Source organism: Mesorhizobium sp. M0496, from assembly GCF_040321205.1.
GTDB lineage: Bacteria > Pseudomonadota > Alphaproteobacteria > Rhizobiales > Rhizobiaceae > Mesorhizobium.
On sequence record NZ_JAMYRC010000053.1, the window covers coordinates 20,435 to 42,041 of the forward strand.

The window sequence follows — 21,607 nt, forward strand, 5'->3', positions numbered from 1 at the left end:
CAGACCTAGATGGCCTTGACCAGCCGCAGCAACCCCAGCATCTCGACATAGGTCCCCTCGCGGAAGGCGATGTAGACTGACTCCTCGACACCGTGGAAGCGGCGCTTGAACGCCGCCTGGCCCTGCAGGTTGAACCTGCGCCGGTTGACCCATGGCGAATCGTAGGCGCGCTGAAAAGTGTTGCGCCAGAAGTCGCTCTCGGCAAATCCGCTCGGGCCGATGTCGACGAGCGGCGACAGGCCGAGCCTGACCACCGAGATGCCCTCTTCGCGAAAACGGTCGACGGCGAACTTGGTCAGGCCGATCTCGGCATGTGGCGAGGCATCGATGTGCTTGCGCTTGAAGGCGGTGGTGTAGCCGATGACCTTGCCGTCGCGATACAACGGGTCGAAGTCGAGCAAGGCCACCAACTCGCCATCCGGCCCATGCAGCACGAAACGACGCATGTCGATGCCGAGATGGTCGGCGAACGGGCGGTTGAGAAAGCCCATCTCCCAGCGCTTGACGATGCGGTCGCTGCGCCAGTTTTGGGAAAGCCGTGCGATCTCGTCGAGGTGGATCGTGCGCCTGTCCTCTTCGAACGAAAAGCCCTTCTTCAGCAGCCAGCGCTCGGAGTAGCGCACGGTCTCGTTGCGCTTTCCGGAAAAATCATGGTCGGGCAGGGTGAGGCGGGTATCGATGCCGAGCCGATTGACCTTGTAGCCGAGCCCGGCCAGCACGCGTGCGGTCTCCTCGCCGATCTGCACGAACCACGGGCTGCCGGCGGCCTCGACGAAGCGTCTGATGTAATCGGGCCGCAGCATTGGAGCTGCCACCGGATCGCCGAGCGCGAAATGATGCTTCATCTTGGTGCCGAAGGCGATGTAGCCGTCGGCGTCGCCGAAATAGGAAAGCTTGTTTTGCACGGCGCTGGAATAGGCAAGGGAGAAGTCGCCGTGGCGGCGAACCAGCGCCAGGCGCTCGACATGCGTCAGCTCCCGCCGCGCCACCTTGGGCGCGGCGCCCTCAAGGATTTTGTCGAAATAGATCCGCAAGGAGGGCATGGTCGAGATTCCGCGTGCCGCCACAGCGCCGCGCGTTCAAGACGCGCAAAGGTGCTGTAACACTTTGATTCTGCGCATGACCTCGAAAACCGAACTCGGCTCCGGGCACACACGTGGGGGATAACAGAGACCCGCCAGCCCCCGAGCCTCGAATCAATCACATTGCCGCGACCTGATTACCGCTGATATCGCGCATATGCCATATACAGCGCAACCACGGTTCGGCGTGTGGCTCGAAAATCGTATGGCTCGAAAATCGGTGGCGGTTTGCTGTATGGATCCTGCGCGGGATCAAACGGTTACAGCGCCCTGCGAGCCTATTGAAATGGTCGAATGGGATTCGAGAGTGAATGGCTGATACGACGATCAGATCGGTTGCGGACCTGCCGATAACAGTCGAGCCGGCAATCGTCGTCGGCGCCGGTGTTGCCGGACTGGCCGCGGCGCATGCCTTGATGAACGCCGGCGTACCGACGGCCATCCTGGAAAAGGAAAGCCGGCTGGCCGAGCCCTGGCACCGGCGGCATCAGCAGTTGCATCTCAACACCCACCGCGATCTTTCTTCGCTGCCTGGCCTTGCCTATCCCCCGGGCACGCCTGCCTTTCCGCAAAAGATGGTCGTCATCCGCCATATGAATGATTTCAGGGAGGAGAACCGGCTGCCGGTTCAGTTTGGCGTCGCTGTCGAAGAGATAGCCTTCAAGGGCGACCATTGGGCGCTGACGACCAGCGCCGGACTGCGCCTGGCCCGCAATGTCGTCATCGCCACCGGTCGCGACAGGCAGCCGTTCATCCCCGAATGGAAAGGCATGAAAGGTTTCGCCGGCCGCATCATCCATTCGGCGGATTTCGGCGACGCGCAGGGCTATGCGGGCCAAAAAGTGCTGGTCGTGGGCGCCGGCAATTCGGGTTTCGACGCGCTCAATCATCTGGCCGGCGTCAACACGGCAGCCATCTGGCTGTCGGCCCGCAACGGCCCCGCTTTGCTGCCCAAGCGGATCAGCAAGATCGCCGTGCATAAGCTTTCGCCGCTCATGGCGCGCTTGCCGTTGCGGATCGCCGATGCGGTGATGGCGGCAACGCAGCGCCTGGTCTTCGGCGACCTGACCAAATTCGGCCTGCCGCCGGCGCCCTCGGGCGGCGCCAGCCGGCTGACCTCGGACTACACCGCGATCGCCGCCGACGATGGCGCCGTCCACGCCATCAAGTCGGGCAAGATCACCGTGGTGCCGGCGATACGGGAATTCACCCGCGACGGCGTGATCCTGGCCAATGGCAGCCTGATCCATCCCGACATCGTCATTGCCGCGACAGGCTACCGCACCGGGCTCGAGCCCATGGTCGGCAAGCTCGGCGTGCTCGACGGCAAGGGCGTTCCGCTCTTCAACGGCGGGCAAGCCGATCCGAAGCTGCCCGGCCTGTGGTTCACCGGCATGCGGCCAAGCATTCGCGGCTGTTTCGCCAATGCCGGCATCCTGGCCAAGGCGATCGCCAAGCGGATCGCTGGCTCCTCATCCGGCGCCGCACGCTGATTTCGAATCGAGGCCCGAGGCTTGAATGATTTCAGCCGTCGCTTCGTTATCCACGGGCGGAGCAAGGAGCGCAGCGATGCAGCGCAGACCCCAGATCCATGCCGCGACTTTCAAGCCAAGCGTTACGGCGGTGCAGAATTCTGCTCCGCCGTCCGTGTACGGCTCTACCAACGTCGAGAAGCGATCAGACCGCGATCTTGCCGCCGCCCTGTTTGGTGATGGCAACCACCGACGGCCGCACCGGCATGTCGGGCTTGAAGTCGGGCCAGCGTGTCGACAGGTCCTCATAGTAGGACGGGCGGCCGAACGGCTCCCAGTCCTCGCCGCCGTCGCCCGGATGCTGGACGGCGACAAAGGCGGTCTGGTCGTCGGGCGCAAACAGCGGACCGCACATTTCGGCGCCGATCGGCACGCGGAAGAACAGTTTCGAGGTCGCCCGCGCCGAGCCTTCGGTGTCCACCGCCCACAGGCCGTCGGTGCGGCCGGTGGCTTTCGGGCCCTGGCCGTCGGTGGCCACCCATAGGCGCCCAGCCGAATCGACCGCGCAATTGTCGGGCATGCCGAACCAGCCATTGGCCGTCGTTGCCGTCGAAAAGGTGGCGCCGACATCGGCCACCGAGGGATCGCCGCATTTCAAAAGCACTTCCCACTTGCCCTTGGTGGCAGTGAAATCGCCGCCGTCCTCCGATATCTCGATGATGTGGCCGAAGGCGTTTTCAGCGCGTGGGTTGGCGGCATCGACCTGGTCGGCCTTGCGCTTCGAATTGTTGGTCAGCATGACGTAGACCTTGCCGTTGACACCATTGGGCTGGATGTCTTCGGGGCGGTCCATCTTGGTGGCGCCGAGCAGGTCGGCGGCGCGCCGTGTCTCGATCAGCACGTCGGCCTGGCTGGCAAAGCCGTTTTCGGTCGTCAGCGGCGCCTGGCCAAAGACGATCGGCAGCCATTCGACCGAACCGTCCTCGGCGAACTTGGCGACATGCAGGGTGCCGTCGTCGAGCAGATCCTTGTTGGCGGCATGGTCGTTCGGATTGAACGTACCCTTGGTGACGAATTTGTAGACATAGTCGAAGCGCTCGTCGTCGCCGAGATAGAAGACGACGCGGCCATCTTTGGCGACGATCGATTCGGCGCCCTCGTGCTTGAAGCGGCCCATGGCGGTGCGCTTCCTCGGCGTCGAGGTCGGGTCGTTGACATCGACCTCGACGATCCAGCCGAAGCGATTGGCCTCGTTGGGCTCCTTGGCAAGGTCGAAACGGTCGTAATGTGCGGCCCACTCATAGGCGCCTTCGGGAATGCCCAGGCGTTTGTAGTTGGCGGCCTCCTTGTGGCCCTCCGGCAGGTCGCCGGAGAAATAGCCGTGGATGTTCTCCTCGGCCATCACGTAAGTGCCCCAGGGGGTGACACCGCCGGCGCAGTTGTTGAACGTGCCGAACACCCTGGTGCCGGACGGGTCGGCATTGGTCTTGACGCGGTCGTGGCCGGCGACCGGACCGGACAGCGCCATTTCGGTGTTGGAGGTGATGCGGCGGTTGAGCTTGCCGTCGCGCACCACCTGCCATTTGCCCGAGACCTTGCGGATCTCGACGATGGTGCCGCCGTGGGCTGCCATCTCGACATCGACCTGCTCCTTAGAGAGCGGTGCGACCTCGGCCGACTTCTTGCCGTCCTTGTCGACGATCCTGACGATGCCCGGGAACATCAGATGCGGGTTGGTGTATTCGTGGTTGACGACCAGCAAGCCGTGTTCGGCCGAACCGTCGATCGGGAGATAGCCGACATAGTCGTTGTTGTAGCCGAATTGTTTCGCCTGCGTCGGCGCCGACTGTTTCGTCGGGTCGAACTCCGGTGAATCGGCAAACAGCGGATCGCCCCAGCGCAACAGCACATCGGCGTCGTAGCCGGGTGCGACATGGTGCTTGTCGTCGATGCCTGCCTCCAGTTCGTCGAACGCGAAGGCAGAGCCTTCCGCTGCCCGCGCTTCGTCGGCGCTGACCAGCGCCAGCGGGCTGACGGTGGCGGCGATGGCCGAGACGGCAAGCGAGCCCTTGAGGAAGCCACGGCGCGAGAACCTCGTGGCGATGATCTCGCCCATGGTGCGGTTGTCGGTGGGGTTGGTGGCCGGGCCGTCGTTTTCCTCGAGCAGGCTGGTGCGGAATCGGGCGTCGGGGGAGCGAAGTTCGGTCATTGGGCTTTGCCTCTGGCTTCGGGGGATGGCTGGAGCGTGTTGCCTGTTTAACCCCTTATATCCGGTCGATCACATTTTCGTGACATCTCAAACCGCTTTCAATCGCATTCCACGATCTAGGCAGCCGACCCTTTCGCAATGGCGCAACGCGGGGGGACCAAGGTCCCTGATCGGCCACGCAAAGGTCCCTGTTGGCGCGGCATCGGTCGCGGGCCCCTTATGCCAAGGCAGCTATGTCGGCAATGATCGGCGGTTTGCCAACGCCGGCGTCGGCCTGATGAAAAGGAGGACCGAGATGCGTGGATCGATCCCCACCCGCTATCGCTGGCTGGCTCTGAGAGCGACATCGGCATTGGCGCTGGCCATCGCTCCCTGTCAACTCGCCTTCCACGGCTCCGCTCCCGGCATCGTTGCCGCAGCCGCGCACGCCAAGGATGGCGGAAATAGTGGCGGAAGTGGTGGAAACGGTGGAAACAGCGGCAATTCCGGGGCCGGTGGTGGTAACAATGGCGGCGGTAACGCTCACGGCGGAACCGACAATTCCGGATCCGGCAATGGCGGAACTGGCCGTCATGTCAATGCGGCCACCGGCGACAAGGTCGAAGTGGACGGCAACAAGATCGAGGTCGAGCATCCCGACGGCATCAGGGAAGAGATCGAGAACGGCCGTTTCGAGATGAAGGATGCTCTCGGCCGCACGATCGTCGAACGTCCGGCGACGGCGGACGATTTCAGTCGCCTCGAGGCATTGTGAGGCAAGGCCAGAAGCAACGGCCAACCTCGCAGTCACCTCCGCCGCCCCCGGCGGAGGTGACCTTGATGTTCGGCGTCTGCCGCCGCCCAGACATCGGGAAAGCCAGTCTCCCGTCGGCGATGGCGGTCGCGGCGCCGTTCATACGAAGCTAATATAGCATACGAATAGGACTTTAGTCCAACCTTGCGCTTGCAAAGGTCCTAGGGGACAACCGCAACGGTCGGAGGTCGCTTCCGGGCACCACGTCTTTCGGCGATGTTGGTTGCAACTGTAACGTTGAGGGTGGGCACGCCGGACTCAATCGACGGAGATCAGGATGCAAAGATCGGTCACGACCCGTTGTTGCTGGCTGGCGCTCAGATCCGCGGCTGCGCTGGCGTTGATCATTGCCCCCTATCAAATTGCCCTCCAAGATTCCATTCCCGGGATCCATGCCGCCACCGCCGTTGCAGGCGGCAGCGGTGGTGGAGGCGGCGGCGGCGGCAACGGCGGCGGTGGTGGAAACGGCGGTGGTGGCGGCAATTCCGGTGGCGGCAACAGCGGCGGTAATAGCAGCGGCGGAAATAGCGGCAACAGCAACGGGAACGGCAACAGCGGCAACAACGGCAAATCGGGATCTAATCAGGGTAAGAGCGCGAATCATGTCAATGCCACGACCGGCGACAAGGTCGACGTGACAGGCAACAAGATCACAGTCCGGCATCCCGACGGCATAACGGAAAAGGTCGAGAACGGTCGTTTCAAGATGGAGGATGCTCTCGGTCGCACGATCATCGACCGTCGGGCCACGCCGGCCGATGTCAGCCGTCTCAAGGCCTTGTGAAGCCGGCCAACAGGCAACGGCCAGCTTCACACGTCACCTCCGCCGCCCCCCGGCGGAGGTGACCTCGGTTTTGGGCCGGCGGTTGCCGCGATGGCTGAACCGCTCCAAATTCCTCGGACCGCTTTAGTGGTTCCCGTCGCGGTCGCGCGCCTCACGCATCATCAAGGCTGCTTCAGTGCGGTTTCGCACATTGAGTTTCGACAGCACGCCGGTCATGTGATGCTTGACGGTCTTCTCCTGAAGCTCCAGCCGCAAGGCGACTTCCTTGTTGCTCAGCCCTTCAGCCACCAGCCGCAGGATTTCCGTCTGCCGCTCGGTGAGTTGCCGCAGGCGGTCCGCTATGCCGTTGGTGGGTTGCTGGGACTGGAGATCCGAAAGCAGCCGGGCCGACAGCGTCGGCGAAAGATAGCTCTCGCCGGCCGCCACGTTGCGCAGGATGTCGGCAAGCGCGCGAGATCCGATACCTTTGAGGACATAGCCGCACACCCCTGCATTCAGAGCCATGGTCACATCGGCATTGGCCTCCGAAACGGTCAGCATGACGATCTTCTGGGCGGGATGGCCGGCGAGGATGCCGGCAACCGCGGCCAGACCGCCGCCCGGCATGGAGATGTCGAGCAGCAATATGTCGGGCTGCACGGTCGCGGCGATGCGTTCGGCATCCTGCGCCGTGGCACCCTCGCCAACCATCTCGAAGCCTCCGATCTCCGACAGGCTGCGCGTCACGCCTTCGCGGAAGAGGGGATGATCGTCGATAATGGCGATGCGAATGACACCAGTCATGCTTGCTCCTCGACCGATAGACGGATTACCAGACGCGTGCCTTGCGGCCCGGTCAAGGTTTCGAACTGGCCGCCAATGCTTTCGACCCGCTCCCTGAGACCAGCGAGCCCGAGGCCCTCGTCCCGGGCGGGATCGAAGCCTGGTCCGGCATCCGATACTTCAACGTAAAGCCTGCCACCCTTCATTCCGGCACTCACCGCCTGATCCTTGCCTCGCGCGTGGCGATAGGCGTTGTTCAGCCCTTCCTGCACGAACCGATAGATGCTGATCTTCTCCGAGGCGCCGGGCTCTGGCAACTGCCCGGCCAGCGTGAGGGTCACGGACGTTCCCGTCCGCAGCTGGTGTTCATTGACGGCCAGCCGCAGAATGTCGTTTGCCGCGGCCGTCTCTATCTGCGGCAGGACGAGGCCGGTGCAGATACCGCGTATTTCGCGCAATGCATCCTCCAGTGTTTTGCGGATCATCGCGACTTCGGTCGAGCGGCTTTCGCCCGAATGGCCATCGCCGGAAAACACCGGACTATCCATGCGCAGCGCCGCCAGCGCCACGAGTTGCGCCGGACCGTCATGGAGATCGGCGCCGATGCGGCGCAAATATCTTTCGTTGAGCGCGGTGGCGCGACGGGACGCCCGCTGCACGCGCAGTCGCAAGGCGCTGTTCTGCGTCACCAGACCTTGCAGCTCCGACACCTGGCGGCGCAGCGCGCCGCGCTGATCGTCGATGATGCGGCTGCCGCGCAGGACGATGCCCGACAGGAGCAGGAAGGCCGCCAGCGTCGCGCCGGCCACGATCAGCCAGCTTGACCACAAAGCGGAGGCGAGCGTGGCTTTGAAGTCGTCGGCGATCTCATAGAATTCGGTGACGGCGACCACCTCGCCCGACCACGGCTCGCGCACGGGATTGTAGATTTCCAGCAATGGCACGCCGATCGCCTCTTCCTGGCGTTCGTTCTCATCGAACGTGTCGAACTGGGCGACGACATCGCCCTGGAAGGCGGAACGCAGGCCGTCGCTCGGTTCGAAGCGGCGGCCGATCAGGGCCGTCTCCTTGGCATAGAGAATCGTGCCGTCGCGGCTCCAGAGCTTGAACGATACGAGGCGCTTGCCGAGCGCGCCCTGGCCAAGCGTCTCGTCGAGCGCCTGCTTGACGGAGTCGCTGAGTTCCTGTTGCTTGCGCAAATCGGGAAGCAGCGGTGCAATCACGCTGTCGACATACAGCGCCGTTGTGGCGGCCGAATTGCGGATCACGCCGTCCCGGATCTGCCCCGTCACCCAGGCACCCACCACCAGCATGACGGCAAGCAGGCCAAAGCCGCCGGCAACGACGAATTGCAGGGCAAGAGAAAGCTCGCCCCAGCGCCGCGCCAAGTTTTGAAAAATACGAATCATGAACCCCTGACCGCCCTTCAATCGATAGGCTGGGCGATTTCGGCACATTGAGCTTCCGGCTCGCCGTTGCCAAGGCCTACGTTTGGTCGAGGTCGCTTGACGTGTCGGCGCGCTTCGGAAACAAGGGCCGCGACACACGCGGCGGGAGCCGCTTCGAGAGGGGATGGGACGTTGAGTTTTTCGGGATTGCTGCAACTCGGCTTTTCGACCGTCATTTTCCTGCTCGCGGCCACCGCCGCCAAGCAATGGGGCATGGCGCCGAACCTTGGCAAGATCCTGCTGACGCTGGCGCTTTATTCTTTGGGCAATCTGATCATGCTGCGGCTGATCCGCGAATTCGGCATGTCGGTGTCGTTCAGCCTGTCGGCCGTCATCCAGCTGGTCTCGGTGAATGTCGTCGCGTTGGTCTTCTTCGGCGAACGGGTCAACGCGTTGCAGGCGACCGGCATCATGCTGGCAATCGCCGCGGTGGCGCTGATCACGCTCGGACCCTATCTGCAAGGTCGGTTGTAACAGGCGAATTGCCGATGAAGAACGCCGCGAACACTCTGCTTAACCGGGTCGAATTCCCGGTGCTGCTGGCCGGCATGGTCATCGCCGCCGGCCTGTGGGGCTTCGAGGAGTTGATGGAGGTGGCGCGGGCCACGACGCCGCACGCTTTCGACACCGAAATCATGCTCGCCTTCCGCAAGGCGGGTCAGCCCGACAGCCCGATCGGCCCGCCCTGGCTGGAAGGGGCGATGCGCGACATCACCAGCTTGGGCAGCGGCAGCGTGGTGGTGCTGATCGTGACGGCGGTAATCCTTTATCTGTTGCATATCCGCAGGCCGGCGACCGCCCTTTTCGTCTTCGCCGCGGTGGCCGGTGGTCAGGTCCTGTCGAGCCTCCTGAAAGCCGGCATCGATCGGCCGCGCCCCGAACTCGTCTCGCATCTGGTCAACGAGACCTCGCTGTCCTTTCCGAGCGGCCACGCCATGCTCTCGGCAGTTACCTATCTGACGCTCGGCGCGCTGGCAGCGCGCTTCCTGCCGGGGCGAACGACGAAGATCTATGTGCTGTCGCTGGCCGTGCTGACGACGCTGCTGGTCGGCATCAGCCGCGTCTACCTCGGTGTGCACTGGCCGTCGGATGTGCTGGCCGGCTGGTGCGCCGGCTTCGTCTGGGCAATGCTGTGCTGGCTCACGGCCTGGGCGTGGCAGCGATGGCGCGGGCAGCGCCCGAACGGCGACAGCGAGGCCGGCGATTAGATCAGCCGGTTGATCAGCCCGTGCCCGCAGCCCGTTAGCAGGAAAACCACCGACAGCAAGCATGCCGATGTCATGAAGGTCTTGAGAACAGTCATACCGCGTTACCCCCACCCCAGATGGAACACCCTAGCCCGCAATTCTCGGGAAGTATCTGAAAAAATGGTCGACCAGGCGATGACGCTGACGTCTCAGACGTTCATATTGATGCTTGAAACATCATAATGGTGGTATTATACGTTATTTCTGCAGACTCAGACGGGGATTCCGGCCGATGATCACTGCCGCGCAGATGCGCGCCGCAAGGGCGCTGGCCGGCATCGATCAGAAGACGCTCGCCGAGCGTGCCGGCGTTTCGCTTCCGACGATACAGCGCATGGAAGCAAGCGACGGTGTGGTCAGGGGCGTGGTCGACACGCTGATGAAGGTCATCCAGGCCCTCGACGGGGCCGGGGTGGAATTGATCGGCGAGAACCAGACCAGCGAGCGCGGCGGCCGGGGCGTGCGCCTCAAGCCTGTCGTGCCGCCAGATCCCAAGGCTGAGCCGGCATAAAGTCGCGACGGCGACCGCCGACAGTCCTGCCGACGATCCCGCCGCCTTTCAGGGTACGGAAGGCAGTCCATGGATCAGACGCAGCGGGCCGTACATCAACCGGCCCACAAGTCGGTAAAGCCGACATTTTCCGAATTGTTCACGCCAAAGTTGGTGACGGTCTGGCGCGAGGGCTACACGCTCGCGAACTTCAAGGCCGACGCCATCGCCGGGCTGACGGTCGCCATCGTCGCGCTACCGTTGTCGATGGCGATCGCGATCGCCTCGGGCGTGACTCCCGAGCGCGGCCTCTACACCTCGATCGTCGGCGGATTCATCATTTCGGCGCTCGGCGGCAGCCGCTTCCAGATCGGCGGTCCGGCAGGTGCCTTCATCGTGCTGGTGGCCGCTACGGTTGCCCGGGTCGGTATCGACGGACTGCTGTTGGCAACGATGATGGCAGGCGTCTTCCTGCTCGCCATCGGCTATCTCCGGCTCGGAACCTACATCAAGTTCATTCCCTATCCGGTGACGGTCGGCTTCACCGCCGGCATCGCCGTCATCATCTTTTCAGGACAGATCGTCGAACTGTTCGGGCTGAAGCTTGCCGGCAAGGAGCCGGGACCGCTGGTGCCGAAGTTGATCGCGGTCGGCGAGGCGGCCGGCACCATCAACCCCGCGGCGACCTTCGTGGCGATGTTGACGATCGTCACCATCGCCGGCCTGAGGCGCTGGCGGCCGACATGGCCCGCCATGCTCATCGCCATTGGGCTGGCATCGCTGGCCGTGGCGCTTCTTTCACTGCCCGCGGAGACGATCGGCACCCGATTTGGCGGTATCCCACGCAGTCTGCAAATGCCTGCCTTGCCGCCGATCAGCCTAGACAGGATGATTGACGTGCTACCGGATGCCATCGCCTTTGCCTTGCTCGGCGCGATCGAATCGCTGCTGTCGGCGGTGGTCGCCGATGGGATGACGGGCCGGCGGCATCGTTCCAACTGTGAACTGGTGGCGCAAGGCTTTGCCAACGTCGCGTCCGCCCTGTTCGGCGGCATCTGCGCCACCGGCACCATCGCCCGCACGGCGACCAATGTGCGGGCCGGCGCCCACGGGCCGATTTCTGGCGTGGTCCACTCGGCCATCCTGCTGGCGCTGATGCTGGTGGCTGCGCCGCTCGCCAGCTACATCCCGCTTGCCGCCCTTGCTGGCGTGCTGGCGGTCGTGTGCTGGAACATGTTCGAGAAACAGGCCTTCGCCACGCTGTTGCGCGCTTCGCGCGGCGACGCGCTGGTGCTGATGGCGACCTTCCTGCTCGTCATCTTCCGCGACCTCACCGAAGGGATCGTCGTCGGCTTCGTGCTGGGGTCGATCCTGTTCATCGACCGCATGGCCAAGAGCATCGCGGTCGAGGCCGATCAGCCGCTGGTGCGGGAGGACGAGGCCGACAGCACCAACGCCTACGATTCGAGCGAGGCGACCGACGCCGACACCGTCGTCTACCGCATCTCGGGCGCCTTCTTCTTCGGCGCCGCATCGACCGTCGGCACCGTGCTCGACCGCATCGCCGACCAGCGCAAGAACTTCATCCTCGACTGCTCGGCCGTACCATTCTTCGATTCGACGGCGGCCAATGTCATCGAGGGCGCCGCGCACAAGGCCAGGCGCGCCGGTGTCCGCTTCATCATATCGGGTGCTGCGCCGCAGATACGGCGCATGCTGATCAACCACGGCGTCAAGCGTCCGTTGGTCACCTATGCCGCCTCGATCCGGGACGCCCGGGCACAGCTGAAAGGGAAGCTGGAGGCAGAGTAGCAAGTGAATTGCCGGTCGGACAAGGTGCCCACCTGTTGAACTCTTGACCCTGAGCTGGCTCACGCACGACGCGACGTGAACGACCGCATTGCACCCTATGTCGGCCGTAGAAGTCGATCTCGCCATTGCCCGGAAGCAGGTCGGCGGCGAAGCGGGAGCGATCGTCGTTGCCCAACATCTCGAGCACCGAATATCCGGCACTAAAGTGGACGGTTATGCCGACCCAGCAGCAGAGCGATGCCCAACGCCGGAAGCGTCGCCGTCGCGACGGCGAGGAAGACGAATTGCAGGCCGGCCGACGCGGCGATCAAGCCAAGCGCCGGGCTGCCGAAGCCGAGCGCCACGTCGAGGAAGACGGTGTAGAGCCCCATGGCCAGGCCGCGGCTGCGTTGCGGAAGACGGCTTACGGCCGCGGCACCGAAACCGGGATAGACCAGCGAGTAGCCGAGGCCAGTCAGGCCCGCACCGATAGCGGCGAGAACGGGCCCGGGCGCAAGCCAGATCAGCATCAGCCCTGCCGCCTCGACCGCCACGAAGATCACGGCGACGCGCGCGCTCCCTAACCTGTCAGGCAGGTGGCCGAAGCACAGCCTTGCCGCGATCAGCGCCGCGGCATAAGCGGTGAAGGGAAGCCAGACCGGCTGCCAGCCGCGTTCGGCAAAGAGCAGCGCGCCAAAGGACAGGATCGCGCCATAGCCAAGGCTGCTGAAAGCAGCTCCGACGCCGGGAAGCCAGACCGCTTGCGCCACGCTCGTCCATGAGCGTCGCGCGGCGCTCGCGGCGAGGCTGGTGCCACGCATAGGCAGGATGGCAAGCAGCGTCGCAAGCGGCAGGCCGACCGTCGCGAGTGCGATCGCGGCGAAGCCGCTCGCCGCGTAAAGCGCAGATCCGATCGGCGCGCCTAACGCGAGTGCCGCGAACATCGCCGTGCCCACCCAGGCTATGACCTTTCCGGAGTTCTGTCCGCCCGCAAGGGAAAGTCCCCAGGCGACGCCGCCGGTGATGATGAAGCTCTCAGACGCGCCCAGTACCGCCCGGCCGGCGAAGAGCGCCGATGCGGACGCTACCGGTCGGTCGAGCAATGCCAGCGAGCCGAGATAAATGAACCCCGTCAGGGCAGCGGCAATGAGGCCGACGATGACGGCCCGCTTGCCGCCGCGCCCATCGGCGTAATTTCCGGCTCCAATGCGCGACAGCATCGAGGCGACGAACTGGCTGCCCGTCACCAGCCCGACTGCGAAGGGGCCGAAGCCGAGCTGCTGGTGAAGATGCAGCGGCAGGACGGGTAGCGCCAAGCCGATCAGGAGGAAGCCGGCGAAGACAGCCGCCATGATTGGCACCAGTTCCGCTATCGCGCCATTTCGGTCTGAAGTCCGCGCCATTTGTGGCCACCGATAACACTTTGACAGCCGGCTGTTCCGATCAGTAACGTTCGTAGGTCACGCGCCAGCCCTCGGCCGGATTGTCCGGCGTGAGGACCAATTTGTTGTCCGAGACTTCGAATTTGCGTTTCATGCTCTTCCCGACAAGGTTGCGGACCAGGGAGGACTCGATCGTGATGACGAAGGTCTTGTCCTGGTCGTTGATGGCGACCGGCCCGTAATAGGCTTCGTAGCCATTCGCCGTGTAAGGCGTGTCCGGCGCCTTGGCGTCGGGGTTCTGGGCCTGCACCGAGAGAGTGCCGGCCTCGGTGAAGATGACCTGGCCGGAATATGGCACGGGCTTGAGATTTCCCTCGGTGCCGGCCTCGAGCGACCTCATGCGCCATGCGCCGATGATCGGGGACTCTTGGGAGAAAGCCGGCGTGGCGACCGAAAGCGCAAGCGCCAGGGCGGCTATCTTCAATCTCATCGTCATATGTCGTTATTCCTTTTCTGAGTTGTGGGTGCGCACAGGCCGTCCGCCCAATCTTCGCTCACACCGAAAGCATGACCTTGATGGCGCGCCGCTCGTCCATGGCGCGGTAGCCTTCAGCGACCTCGGCCAGCGGCAGCTTGAGGTCGAAGACCTTGCCGGGCTTGATCGCGCCCTTGAGCACACGGTCCATAAGGTCGGGCAGGAAGCGGCGCACCGGCGCCGGGCCGCCCAACATGCGCTTCTGGCCGAAGAATAGTTTTTGGCCGTCGAAATTCACGCCGTGCGGCACGCCGACATAGCCGATGGTGCCGCCGGGGCGGGAGCAGGCCAGCGCCTGGTCGAAGGATTCTCCCGTGCCGACGCATTCCAGCACCGAGTCTGCGCCAACGCCCTTGGTGAGTTCCTTGATGCGCGCGACGCCTTCCTCGCCTCGCTCGGCCACAATATCAGTGGCGCCGAATTCGCGGGCGAGCTTTTGGCGGCTCTCGTGCCGGCTCATGGCGATGATACGCTCAGCGCCCATCTCCTTGGCCGCAAGCACGCCCATCAGGCCGACCGCACCGTCGCCTACTACCACCACCGTCGATCCTTCTCGAACCTCGGCCGCGTCGGCCGCATACCAGCCGGTGCCGAGCACATCGGACACAGCCAGCAGGTCAGGGATGAGTTCGGCCGGCGGCACCTCGGCGGTGGCGACGAGTGTGCCATCCGCCAAAGGCACGCGGGCGTAAGGCGCCTGCGCGCCCGACATGAACTCGCGCTGCACACAGGACGACTGGAAGCCGAAGCGGCAATGCGGGCAGGTATTGTCGGAGAGGCAGAACGACCCGACGACGAACTGGCCGGGACGAACCGTGCGCACCTCTGCGCCGACCTCGATGACGATGCCACAATATTCGTGGCCCATATGCATCGGGCCGTCGACCGGCTGCAGCCCGCGATAGGGCCACAGGTCCGAGCCGCAGATGCAGCTTGCCGACAGCTTGATGAGTGCGTCCGTTGGCCGCACGATTTTCGGATCGGCGATTTCCTCGCAGCGGATGTCGCCCGGTTTGTGAAGAACGGTTGCGAGCATTTTGGTTCCTTTTCGAGTGGAGAAGATCAAGCGCCGTAGTCGGCGTCGCTGACATGTTCCAGCCAGTCCACGACCTTGCCGTCTTTGACCTCCTGGAGGGCGATGTGGGTCATGGCGGTCTGGGGCGACGCGCCATGCCAGTGCTTTTCGCCGGGCGCGAACCAGACGACGTCTCCCGGACGGATTTCCTCGACCGGGCCACCCTGGCGCTGCACGCGACCAAGGCCGGAGACGACGATCAGCGTCTGGCCGAGCGGATGCGTGTGCCAGGCGGTGCGGGCACCGGGCTCGAAGGTCACCTGTGCGCCTTGGACCCGCCCGGCATCGAAGGGATTGAAGAGTGGATCGATCCGCACCGTTCCGGTGAACCAGTCAGTCGGTCCCTTACCGGAAGGCCTCGTGCCAGCGCGAAGAATGTCCATGGTGATCTCCTTTGTGTCCTCAAGTGCGTTCGATGCGAAGCGGGAACTCGCCGCGAATGTGCAGGGCCTGCTCGCCCTCATCGAAGCGGCCGAGCCTGATCAGCCCGGGATGGCGATAGTCGGCGTAGAACATGGCCAGGTTGCCCCATGGCGTGAAATAGCAGAGGTCGTAGGGCTGCTCGTTGGCGAACGGACCACTTCCCTTCTCCGTCAGCTTGCGCGGCAGATAGGCGATCTTCTCGTTATGCGCGTAGTCCTCGATCTTGAGATCGAGCGGCAGCATGGACAAGAAGTCGCGCGCCGACGGATTGTCGTAGAGCGTGGCGGTCATGATACGGCCGTTGAAAACCATCCTGATCTTCATGTCGGTTGACTCCTGGCTGACTGAGGCTTCGCCTTCTTGGCTGGCGGCTGCGCGAGGTAGGGCCGCCATAGCGAGCGCGGTGCCGAGCAATGTTCGGCGGTTAAGCGGCGCACGCTCGATGGTCATGGCAAGGACCTCCGGGCCATATGCGATGCGCCAAGGGCGGCGAGCGCCGATCCACAGAGCAGCACCGCGCCGAAAGTGAATGCACCCCACCAGCCGACCGTATCGAAGAGCGTGCCGCCGATGGCGGCGCCGCCGGTGATGGCGAGCTGGATGACGGCTACCTGCAATCCGCCGCCGGCCTCCGCGTCGTCCGGCAACGTCCGGCTAAGCCAGGTGCCCCAGCCAACGGGCGCGGCCGTGCCGAAGAAACCCCAGGCAACGAGCAGCGACGCTGTAGGAATCGGCATCGCACCGAAGGCGATGAGCGCTACGGCCAGCGCGGCCATGACCAGCGGTATGACGATGAGGACGCTGAACAGGCGCGTGCGCAAAAGCCGGCCTATGCAGAGGGTGCCGAGCACCCCGGCCAGCCCCATCGCCAGCAGGATCGCCGAAAGCGCGGCGATGTCGAGCCGGGTGACGCTCTCGAGGAAGGGCCGAAGATAGGTAAAGAGCGCGAACTGGCCCATGAACAGCATCATGATCGACGCCATGCCGATGGCGACAGGAAGACGGCCGAGCAGCGCCAGCGGATTGCCTGGACGCTTCCTCTGGCGCGGGGGCAGCGCCGGCAGGCTTATCCACTGCCAGGCCAGCGCCAGGAGCCCAAATGGCACGACGAGGAAAAAAGCACCGCGCCAGCCGACATAGGCGCCAAGAAAACTGCCCAGCGGCGCGGCGATGGTGGCTGCAATGGCATTGCCGGCGTTTAGCATGGCGAGACCCTTCGGAACCATGTCTTGCGGCACGAGGCGCATGACGATCGCGGTCGACATCGACCAGAACCCGCCGATCGCGATGCCGAGCAGCGCCCGGCCGACCATGAGAAACGCGTAGTTCGGCGCGAAGGTGACAGCCAGCCCGGACACGATGAGGAGAAGGGTGAAGCCGGTCACGACCAGCCGCCGGTCGATCCGGCGCGTGAGGCCGGCGACCAACAGGCTGGTCACGACGGCGAAAGCGCCCGAAATCGAGATCGCCTGTCCCGTGCGGCCCTCGGTGATGCCGAGATCGGCCGCTAGCGGCGACAGCAGGCTGACCGGCATGAATTCCGACGCGATGAGCACGAAAACACACAGCGCCATCGACAACACGGCGCCCCATGCGGCGCGGTCTTCGACAAGCCTTGTGTCGTACGTCGTTTCCATAATTGGCATCCTTGCTGGGCGACCGGGTGGATCAGCCGCCAATCCCCGTCGCGATGCCAGAAGATATTGCAGAGGAACCCATTCTATTAGACTAAGTAATTCGCATGGACTTATCTGTTCATGATATAAATGTCCGACCGGAGGTGCCCTAATGCAGCGCGATGGCATGAAGGATCTGCTATGGTTCGTGGCGGTCGCGCGGGAGCGCAGCTTCACCAAGGCGGCGGCCAAGCTCGGAACCTCGCAGTCGACCCTGAGTTCGACAATCAAGGAGCTTGAAGCTCGTCTCGGCGTCCGCCTGCTGACACGTACGACGCGGAGCGTCGCGCCGACCGAGGCCGGCGAGCGACTTTTCCAATCGCTTGTTCCCCGCTTCGAGGAAATCGAAGCCGACCTTGCAAGCCTGGTGGCCTTTCGCGACAAGCCCTCCGGAACGGTCCGTATCACGCTGTCCGACCATGCGCTCCAGACGACCGTCTGGCCGAAGCTGCAGCCGTTGCTCAGCAACTATCCTGACGTGCGCGTCGAACTCTACAGCGACAACGGTATGAAGAACATTGTGGAGGAGCGTTTCGACGCAGGCGTGCGGCTTGGTGAGAGCATCGACAGGGATATGATCGCAGTGCGCATCGGGCCGGATTGGAGGCTCGTGGCCGTGGCTTCGCCGGAGTACTTTTCCCGCCATCCGGTTCCGGCCGCACCCCAGGATCTGGTCGATCATGACTGCATTAATATGCGGCAGGCGACGTTCGGCGGATTGTATGCCTGGGAATTCGCCAGGGATGGCCGCGACCTTCGTGTACGGGTGGAAGGCCGACTCACCTTCAATTCGTCCATTCCCATGATCGAGGCTGCGATAAGCGGCTTTGGGATCGCCTATGTCCCGGAAAACCTCGTCAGCCACCACATCGCCAAGGGATGCCTTAGGCTCGTGCTTGACGACTGGAGTCCGCCATTTGCGGGCTATCACCTTTACTATCCGAGCAGGCGACAGCTCTCCCCTGCGATGGCGATGATCGTTGAGGCGCTTCGCCATCGCATCTGACCGTGCTGCGACGCATCGCTCAGCTCGAGGAACGGCTGGGGGCGCTCTTCACGGAGTTCGTATCCCGCAGGCTCGCCGCCTACGCGCCGCTTCTCGCGGGGCTGTCCATATCGCGTGACTGACGCGCGGCAGGTCACCGGCGACGCTTGCAGCGGACAAGTGCCTGCAAGCGGACAGGCGTCCGGGACCTCCAAGCGCTTTGGTTGATACGCCGGCTGGCCCCGGATCACCGCACCATTGCCGCGTTCCGGCACGACAATCCGGAGGTAGCAGACTGATGAGATTGCGGCTCAGGCGGCACGCTCTAGTGCAGCCCGGATCTGTGCTTCGGTGGAGGCGATCGCAGCCTTGGCTGCGTCCGGGCTTACGAGCGTCCCTTCCACGCGGACCACTTCGATATCCGTCAGTCCGATAAAGCCGAGAAGATGCGCGAGATAGGTGGTCTGGAAGTCTAACGGGGCATTCCTGCCTTCCGAAAAGACGCCGCCAGTTGCCGTCACGAGATAAACTTTCTTGGCGGGCAACAATCCCATCACACCGGTTGCGTCGTAGCGAAAGGTGACGCCAGGCCAAGTGATGTAGTCAAACCAAGCCTTGAGCTGCGTCGGCGGACCGAAGTTGATCATGCCCGAGCCAATGACAATCACGTCGGCAGCCTGAACCTCATCGACCAGGCTTTGAGCGAGATTGACGGCTTCGATCTGTTCGGGTGTACGCGTCTCGGGCGGCGCAATGCGGCCGTCGATATAGGCTGCCGTGATATGCGGCAGAGGTGCCGCCCCAAGATCACGTTCGACAATTGTGCCGCCAGAACGGGCGTTGAGGCTTTCAGCGATGTCACGGGCAAATCGGGTGGAAAGGCTCTGAGGACCGCGTGGGCTAGAGATAACGAGTAGGATGTTGGTCATTGGTGGCTCCTGAGTGAATAGGGTAGTATCAAACTGTGACCAACACTATTAAGGTGACTATCTGACTGTTCGCAAGAAGGCACATTCATGACACTCAGTGACATCGAGTTTCCTACCCCAAGCGAAGACGCCGACTGCCGTCCCGTTCGGGAGATCCTCGATCGCATTGCCGATAAGTGGAGTCTTTACATCTTCGTGGCCCTGAAGGATGGGCCGGTCCGCTTCAATGCATTGCGACGGCAGATCGACGGCATCTCGCAGCGGATGCTCACGATTACGCTTCGTCAATTGGAACGCGACGGTTTGATCAGTCGCACCCACTTTCCGACGATCCCACCGCGCGTGGATTACGAGCTGACTGCAGTCGGCAGGTCGCTTCTCGCCCCAGTCATGGCCTTGGTGACCTGGGCAGATTCAAATCGGGACGTGATCGAGGAGGCGCGCCGGCAACATGACCAAACTAGATGATCGCTGCGGCGATATATGTATTCGGCCTCTATCCCTCAAAGGCTGCAAATCCGCCAGCCCGAAGACTTGCCCGCTTTCGCAGCCTGCCCAGGGCAGAACAAGATGCGATTGATACCGTCGGCTAGCAGCAGTAGGCGGACTGGGAGGAGAGAAACGCCGCATTCTTCCCTCATCGCCACGGTATGGTCGGCAGAACGACGCGCGTTGCAAAGGACGGCATCGCCGACGCAGTGAACCCTTTCTGCGGCTACATTGTCATCGAGGCCGATACCATCGAGACCGCCGCCCGCCTGTTCGAGAACCACCCGCATTTCACCGTCTTCCCGGGAGACGGCGTGGATATCATGCCATTCCTCACTGGCGCTACGGTGACTTGAAACTCCCCTTTCTGATGTCAAAAGCCGTCTGTCCGCTTGCGGCGGACTAAAGCAACGCAACATTTCCACTTTGAGGCGAAATAATTCTCAACTATGGTCCGCCAGGCTTAAGGCATGGGGATTGCCGATGGTTTTATCACGCAGGGGTGTCGTGCTCGGCGGCCTGGCGCTGGTCGCGGTCGGTGCAACCGGCAATATTGTTCAAGCCGCGGCGGCAAAATCCTTTTTCGCCGGCACCGCCAGCGACAACAATTTTGTCTATCGCAAGACCAACTTCGCCAAGATCGACAAGAGATGGCATCGCCAGATCGTCAAGTATTTCAGCAGCGAGGCGGTCGGCACCGTCGTGGTCGATACCCGCCACCACTTCCTCTACCTCATCATGGAAAACAAGACCGCCATCCGCTACGGCGTCGGCGTAGGCAAGGACGGCTTCAAATGGTACGGGCGCGCGACGATCGACCGCCGCGCGCTGTGGCCGCAATGGGTCCCGCCCCCCGAAATGCGCAAGCGCAAGCCGGACCTACCGCCCATGGTCGCAGGCGGCGCGTCCAACAATCCGCTCGGGCCGCGCGCGCTCTATCTGTACCGCGACGGCGCCGACATCGGCTACCGCCTGCATGGCACGCTGGAGCCATGGAGCATCGGCACCGACGCTTCCAGCGGCTGCATCCGCATGTTCCCGGAAGACATCATCGACCTCTACCAGCGGTGCCCGATCGGCACCGCGGTGGAGGTGCTGCCGCACATCGCCGACCAGGCGCCCGCTTCCACCACCGTCGAATGATTGGCGCATCATGAACCGCATAATTGAAAACACGCGCCGGCTGCTCGCCGCCGGCCTGCTGGTTCTGGCCGCATCCTGCTCGACCAGCAACACGCTAGCCCCGTCCACGCCCGACGTCACCAACGCCGAGATTGCCGGCTTCCAGAACGTGCAGCCGGGCAGCGAGGAGGATTTTATCCTCAATGTTGGCCGCCGCACCTATTTCACGCAAGGTTCGGCCGCACTCGATTCTGTCGCCAAGGCCACGCTCGATACCCAGATCGCCTGGTTAGCAAAACATCCGCGCTGGCTGCTCAAGCTGCAGGGTTTCGCCGACGATCCCGGCGCAGGCGAAACGGCGCTGTCGCAGCAGCGCGCCGATGCGGTGATGGACTACCTAGCCGCCGGCGGCATAGACCGCAACCGCATGTGGGCCAAGGGCTACGGCAAGGACAGGCTCGTCCGCGACTGCCCCGACGCCGCCTGCAGGTCGCAGAACCGCCGCGTTGTGTCTAATTTGCGCGATGAGAGGGGCGAGTCGTAAGGGGCTGCTGTTTTGCTTGTCACCAAATCAGAGTCTCACACGGGACAACGGCATGGCTGCTTTGCGCGTCATCTCGGTCGATGAACCGAAAACGCATGCCGACCAAAAGCGGACCTAATCAATACAGACTCCCCTTGTTTTACGCGGGCAATCCTTCAAAGGCGCACAGCCCTTGCCGAGTCGCTCCTGGTCGCTGGCTTGACGGAGATACGAAACGTCGACTAGCCAGTTAGCATTTTGCGTCGGCCCAGAAGTTGCCAATGCAGGCGCCGCGCGTCTGAAGAGCAAAGGCTATCCGCCTTATCGGTTGTTTAGAGGTAGCGCGCGTCTGCGGCTTGCGGGTGAGATGACATTAGGCGAAGTTGGCGG

Annotated in this window: 22 protein-coding genes and 1 pseudogene; 12 read left to right on the top strand and 11 right to left on the bottom strand. The window is 63.4% G+C overall.

Going from position 1 to position 21,607, the window contains the following annotated elements; genetic code table 11:
* Window positions 1-5: 5 nt before the first annotated feature.
* Complete coding sequence (locus NKI73_RS29500) at window positions 6-1,043, bottom strand: phosphatidylglycerol lysyltransferase domain-containing protein (RefSeq protein WP_352635035.1); 1,038 nt, start codon at window positions 1,041-1,043, stop codon at window positions 6-8.
* Window positions 1,044-1,393: 350 nt separating this feature from the next.
* Here NKI73_RS29500 and NKI73_RS29505 point away from each other — a divergent pair, with 350 nt between their 5' ends.
* Window positions 1,394-2,575, top strand: coding sequence for a flavin-containing monooxygenase (locus NKI73_RS29505; protein WP_352635037.1), 1,182 nt, complete (start codon window positions 1,394-1,396; stop codon window positions 2,573-2,575).
* Between the two features lie 184 nt (window positions 2,576-2,759).
* On the opposite strand, the gene NKI73_RS29510 is transcribed toward NKI73_RS29505, so the two are convergent.
* Window positions 2,760-4,763 carry a PhoX family protein gene (locus NKI73_RS29510; RefSeq protein WP_352635039.1) on the bottom strand — a complete coding sequence of 668 codons (2,004 nt, stop codon included), beginning with the start codon at window positions 4,761-4,763 and terminating at the stop codon, window positions 2,760-2,762.
* A 295-nt stretch (window positions 4,764-5,058) separates the two neighbouring features.
* On the opposite strand from NKI73_RS29510, the gene NKI73_RS29515 reads away from it, so the two are divergent.
* Both NKI73_RS29515 and NKI73_RS29520 read left to right on the top strand, forming a co-directional pair.
* Entirely contained in the window at window positions 5,059-5,517 is a 459-nt protein-coding gene (locus tag NKI73_RS29515) for a hypothetical protein (RefSeq protein ID WP_352635040.1), read from the top strand.
* A gap of 316 nt (window positions 5,518-5,833) precedes the next feature.
* On the top strand, window positions 5,834-6,340 hold the full coding sequence (locus NKI73_RS29520; RefSeq protein ID WP_352635043.1) for a hypothetical protein: 507 nt from the start codon (window positions 5,834-5,836) through the stop codon (window positions 6,338-6,340).
* A gap of 123 nt (window positions 6,341-6,463) precedes the next feature.
* Here NKI73_RS29520 and NKI73_RS29525 read toward each other — a convergent pair whose 3' ends face one another.
* Both NKI73_RS29525 and NKI73_RS29530 read right to left on the bottom strand, forming a co-directional pair.
* Entirely contained in the window at window positions 6,464-7,123 is a 660-nt protein-coding gene (locus tag NKI73_RS29525; RefSeq protein ID WP_352635045.1) for a LuxR C-terminal-related transcriptional regulator, read from the bottom strand.
* Entirely contained in the window at window positions 7,120-8,511 is a 1,392-nt protein-coding gene (locus NKI73_RS29530) for a sensor histidine kinase (protein ID WP_352635047.1), read from the bottom strand. Before NKI73_RS29530 ends, NKI73_RS29525 begins: the two co-directional genes overlap by 4 nt.
* A gap of 171 nt (window positions 8,512-8,682) precedes the next feature.
* Between NKI73_RS29530 and NKI73_RS29535 the strand changes: the two genes are divergently transcribed.
* From NKI73_RS29535 to NKI73_RS29550, 4 genes are all read left to right on the top strand, one after another.
* Window positions 8,683-9,024, top strand: coding sequence for a hypothetical protein (locus tag NKI73_RS29535; protein ID WP_352635049.1), 342 nt, complete (start codon window positions 8,683-8,685; stop codon window positions 9,022-9,024).
* A gap of 14 nt (window positions 9,025-9,038) precedes the next feature.
* Complete coding sequence (locus tag NKI73_RS29540) at window positions 9,039-9,758, top strand: phosphatase PAP2 family protein (RefSeq protein WP_352635051.1); 720 nt, start codon at window positions 9,039-9,041, stop codon at window positions 9,756-9,758.
* Between the two features lie 271 nt (window positions 9,759-10,029).
* Window positions 10,030-10,308: a helix-turn-helix domain-containing protein gene (locus tag NKI73_RS29545; protein ID WP_352635053.1), complete on the top strand. Its 279-nt coding sequence runs from the start codon at window positions 10,030-10,032 to the stop codon at window positions 10,306-10,308.
* 69 nt (window positions 10,309-10,377) lie between these two features.
* Window positions 10,378-12,099, top strand: a complete 1,722-nt coding sequence (locus NKI73_RS29550; RefSeq protein ID WP_352635056.1) for a SulP family inorganic anion transporter — start codon at window positions 10,378-10,380, stop codon at window positions 12,097-12,099.
* 200 nt (window positions 12,100-12,299) lie between these two features.
* On the opposite strand, the gene NKI73_RS29555 is transcribed toward NKI73_RS29550, so the two are convergent.
* The 6 genes from NKI73_RS29555 to NKI73_RS29580 are packed head-to-tail and all read right to left on the bottom strand — an operon-like array spanning window position 12,300 to window position 17,130.
* Window positions 12,300-13,481 carry an arabinose transporter gene (locus NKI73_RS29555; RefSeq protein ID WP_352635058.1) on the bottom strand — a complete coding sequence of 394 codons (1,182 nt, stop codon included), beginning with the start codon at window positions 13,479-13,481 and terminating at the stop codon, window positions 12,300-12,302.
* 40 nt (window positions 13,482-13,521) lie between these two features.
* On the bottom strand, window positions 13,522-13,956 hold the full coding sequence (locus tag NKI73_RS29560) for a lipocalin-like domain-containing protein (RefSeq protein WP_352635060.1): 435 nt from the start codon (window positions 13,954-13,956) through the stop codon (window positions 13,522-13,524).
* Between the two features lie 58 nt (window positions 13,957-14,014).
* Window positions 14,015-15,031 carry a zinc-dependent alcohol dehydrogenase family protein gene (locus NKI73_RS29565; protein ID WP_352635062.1) on the bottom strand — a complete coding sequence of 339 codons (1,017 nt, stop codon included), beginning with the start codon at window positions 15,029-15,031 and terminating at the stop codon, window positions 14,015-14,017.
* A 26-nt stretch (window positions 15,032-15,057) separates the two neighbouring features.
* A complete protein-coding gene (locus NKI73_RS29570; protein WP_352635064.1) occupies window positions 15,058-15,453 on the bottom strand; it encodes a (R)-mandelonitrile lyase in 396 nt (131 codons plus the stop codon).
* Between the two features lie 19 nt (window positions 15,454-15,472).
* Window positions 15,473-15,943, bottom strand: coding sequence for a cyclophilin-like fold protein (locus NKI73_RS29575; RefSeq protein ID WP_352635065.1), 471 nt, complete (start codon window positions 15,941-15,943; stop codon window positions 15,473-15,475).
* A complete protein-coding gene (locus NKI73_RS29580; protein ID WP_352635067.1) occupies window positions 15,940-17,130 on the bottom strand; it encodes an MFS transporter in 1,191 nt (396 codons plus the stop codon). The genes NKI73_RS29575 and NKI73_RS29580 overlap by 4 nt, the downstream gene beginning before the upstream one ends.
* A 151-nt stretch (window positions 17,131-17,281) precedes the next feature.
* On the opposite strand from NKI73_RS29580, the gene NKI73_RS29585 reads away from it, so the two are divergent.
* On the top strand, window positions 17,282-18,175 hold the full coding sequence (locus tag NKI73_RS29585; RefSeq protein WP_352635069.1) for a LysR family transcriptional regulator: 894 nt from the start codon (window positions 17,282-17,284) through the stop codon (window positions 18,173-18,175).
* 290 nt (window positions 18,176-18,465) lie between these two features.
* On the opposite strand, the gene NKI73_RS29590 is transcribed toward NKI73_RS29585, so the two are convergent.
* Window positions 18,466-19,083 carry an FMN-dependent NADH-azoreductase gene (locus NKI73_RS29590; protein WP_352635071.1) on the bottom strand — a complete coding sequence of 206 codons (618 nt, stop codon included), beginning with the start codon at window positions 19,081-19,083 and terminating at the stop codon, window positions 18,466-18,468.
* Between the two features lie 87 nt (window positions 19,084-19,170).
* On the opposite strand from NKI73_RS29590, the gene NKI73_RS29595 reads away from it, so the two are divergent.
* From NKI73_RS29595 to NKI73_RS29610, 4 genes and pseudogenes are all read left to right on the top strand, one after another.
* Window positions 19,171-19,551, top strand: coding sequence for a winged helix-turn-helix transcriptional regulator (locus tag NKI73_RS29595; protein WP_352635072.1), 381 nt, complete (start codon window positions 19,171-19,173; stop codon window positions 19,549-19,551).
* An 11-nt stretch (window positions 19,552-19,562) separates the two neighbouring features.
* Window positions 19,563-19,928, top strand: a pseudogene (locus NKI73_RS29600) (hypothetical protein).
* 127 nt (window positions 19,929-20,055) lie between these two features.
* Window positions 20,056-20,715 carry a L,D-transpeptidase gene (locus NKI73_RS29605; RefSeq protein ID WP_352635075.1) on the top strand — a complete coding sequence of 220 codons (660 nt, stop codon included), beginning with the start codon at window positions 20,056-20,058 and terminating at the stop codon, window positions 20,713-20,715.
* Between the two features lie 10 nt (window positions 20,716-20,725).
* Window positions 20,726-21,238 carry an OmpA family protein gene (locus NKI73_RS29610; RefSeq protein ID WP_352635077.1) on the top strand — a complete coding sequence of 171 codons (513 nt, stop codon included), beginning with the start codon at window positions 20,726-20,728 and terminating at the stop codon, window positions 21,236-21,238.
* Window positions 21,239-21,607 lie beyond the last annotated feature (369 nt).

Coding starts and splice junctions, on each gene's coding strand:
- NKI73_RS29500 (WP_352635035.1), bottom strand. CDS start 1,043: ATGCCCTCCTTGCGGATCTATTTCGACAAAATCCTTGAGGGCGCCGCG.
- NKI73_RS29505 (WP_352635037.1), top strand. CDS start 1,394: ATGGCTGATACGACGATCAGATCGGTTGCGGACCTGCCGATAACAGTC.
- NKI73_RS29510 (WP_352635039.1), bottom strand. CDS start 4,763: ATGACCGAACTTCGCTCCCCCGACGCCCGATTCCGCACCAGCCTGCTC.
- NKI73_RS29515 (WP_352635040.1), top strand. CDS start 5,059: ATGCGTGGATCGATCCCCACCCGCTATCGCTGGCTGGCTCTGAGAGCG.
- NKI73_RS29520 (WP_352635043.1), top strand. CDS start 5,834: ATGCAAAGATCGGTCACGACCCGTTGTTGCTGGCTGGCGCTCAGATCC.
- NKI73_RS29525 (WP_352635045.1), bottom strand. CDS start 7,123: ATGACTGGTGTCATTCGCATCGCCATTATCGACGATCATCCCCTCTTC.
- NKI73_RS29530 (WP_352635047.1), bottom strand. CDS start 8,511: ATGATTCGTATTTTTCAAAACTTGGCGCGGCGCTGGGGCGAGCTTTCT.
- NKI73_RS29540 (WP_352635051.1), top strand. CDS start 9,039: ATGAAGAACGCCGCGAACACTCTGCTTAACCGGGTCGAATTCCCGGTG.
- NKI73_RS29545 (WP_352635053.1), top strand. CDS start 10,030: ATGATCACTGCCGCGCAGATGCGCGCCGCAAGGGCGCTGGCCGGCATC.
- NKI73_RS29550 (WP_352635056.1), top strand. CDS start 10,378: ATGGATCAGACGCAGCGGGCCGTACATCAACCGGCCCACAAGTCGGTA.
- NKI73_RS29555 (WP_352635058.1), bottom strand. CDS start 13,481: ATGGCGCGGACTTCAGACCGAAATGGCGCGATAGCGGAACTGGTGCCA.
- NKI73_RS29560 (WP_352635060.1), bottom strand. CDS start 13,956: ATGACGATGAGATTGAAGATAGCCGCCCTGGCGCTTGCGCTTTCGGTC.
- NKI73_RS29565 (WP_352635062.1), bottom strand. CDS start 15,031: ATGCTCGCAACCGTTCTTCACAAACCGGGCGACATCCGCTGCGAGGAA.
- NKI73_RS29570 (WP_352635064.1), bottom strand. CDS start 15,453: ATGGACATTCTTCGCGCTGGCACGAGGCCTTCCGGTAAGGGACCGACT.
- NKI73_RS29575 (WP_352635065.1), bottom strand. CDS start 15,943: ATGACCATCGAGCGTGCGCCGCTTAACCGCCGAACATTGCTCGGCACC.
- NKI73_RS29580 (WP_352635067.1), bottom strand. CDS start 17,130: ATGGAAACGACGTACGACACAAGGCTTGTCGAAGACCGCGCCGCATGG.
- NKI73_RS29585 (WP_352635069.1), top strand. CDS start 17,282: ATGCAGCGCGATGGCATGAAGGATCTGCTATGGTTCGTGGCGGTCGCG.
- NKI73_RS29590 (WP_352635071.1), bottom strand. CDS start 19,083: ATGACCAACATCCTACTCGTTATCTCTAGCCCACGCGGTCCTCAGAGC.
- NKI73_RS29595 (WP_352635072.1), top strand. CDS start 19,171: ATGACACTCAGTGACATCGAGTTTCCTACCCCAAGCGAAGACGCCGAC.
- NKI73_RS29605 (WP_352635075.1), top strand. CDS start 20,056: ATGGTTTTATCACGCAGGGGTGTCGTGCTCGGCGGCCTGGCGCTGGTC.
- NKI73_RS29610 (WP_352635077.1), top strand. CDS start 20,726: ATGAACCGCATAATTGAAAACACGCGCCGGCTGCTCGCCGCCGGCCTG.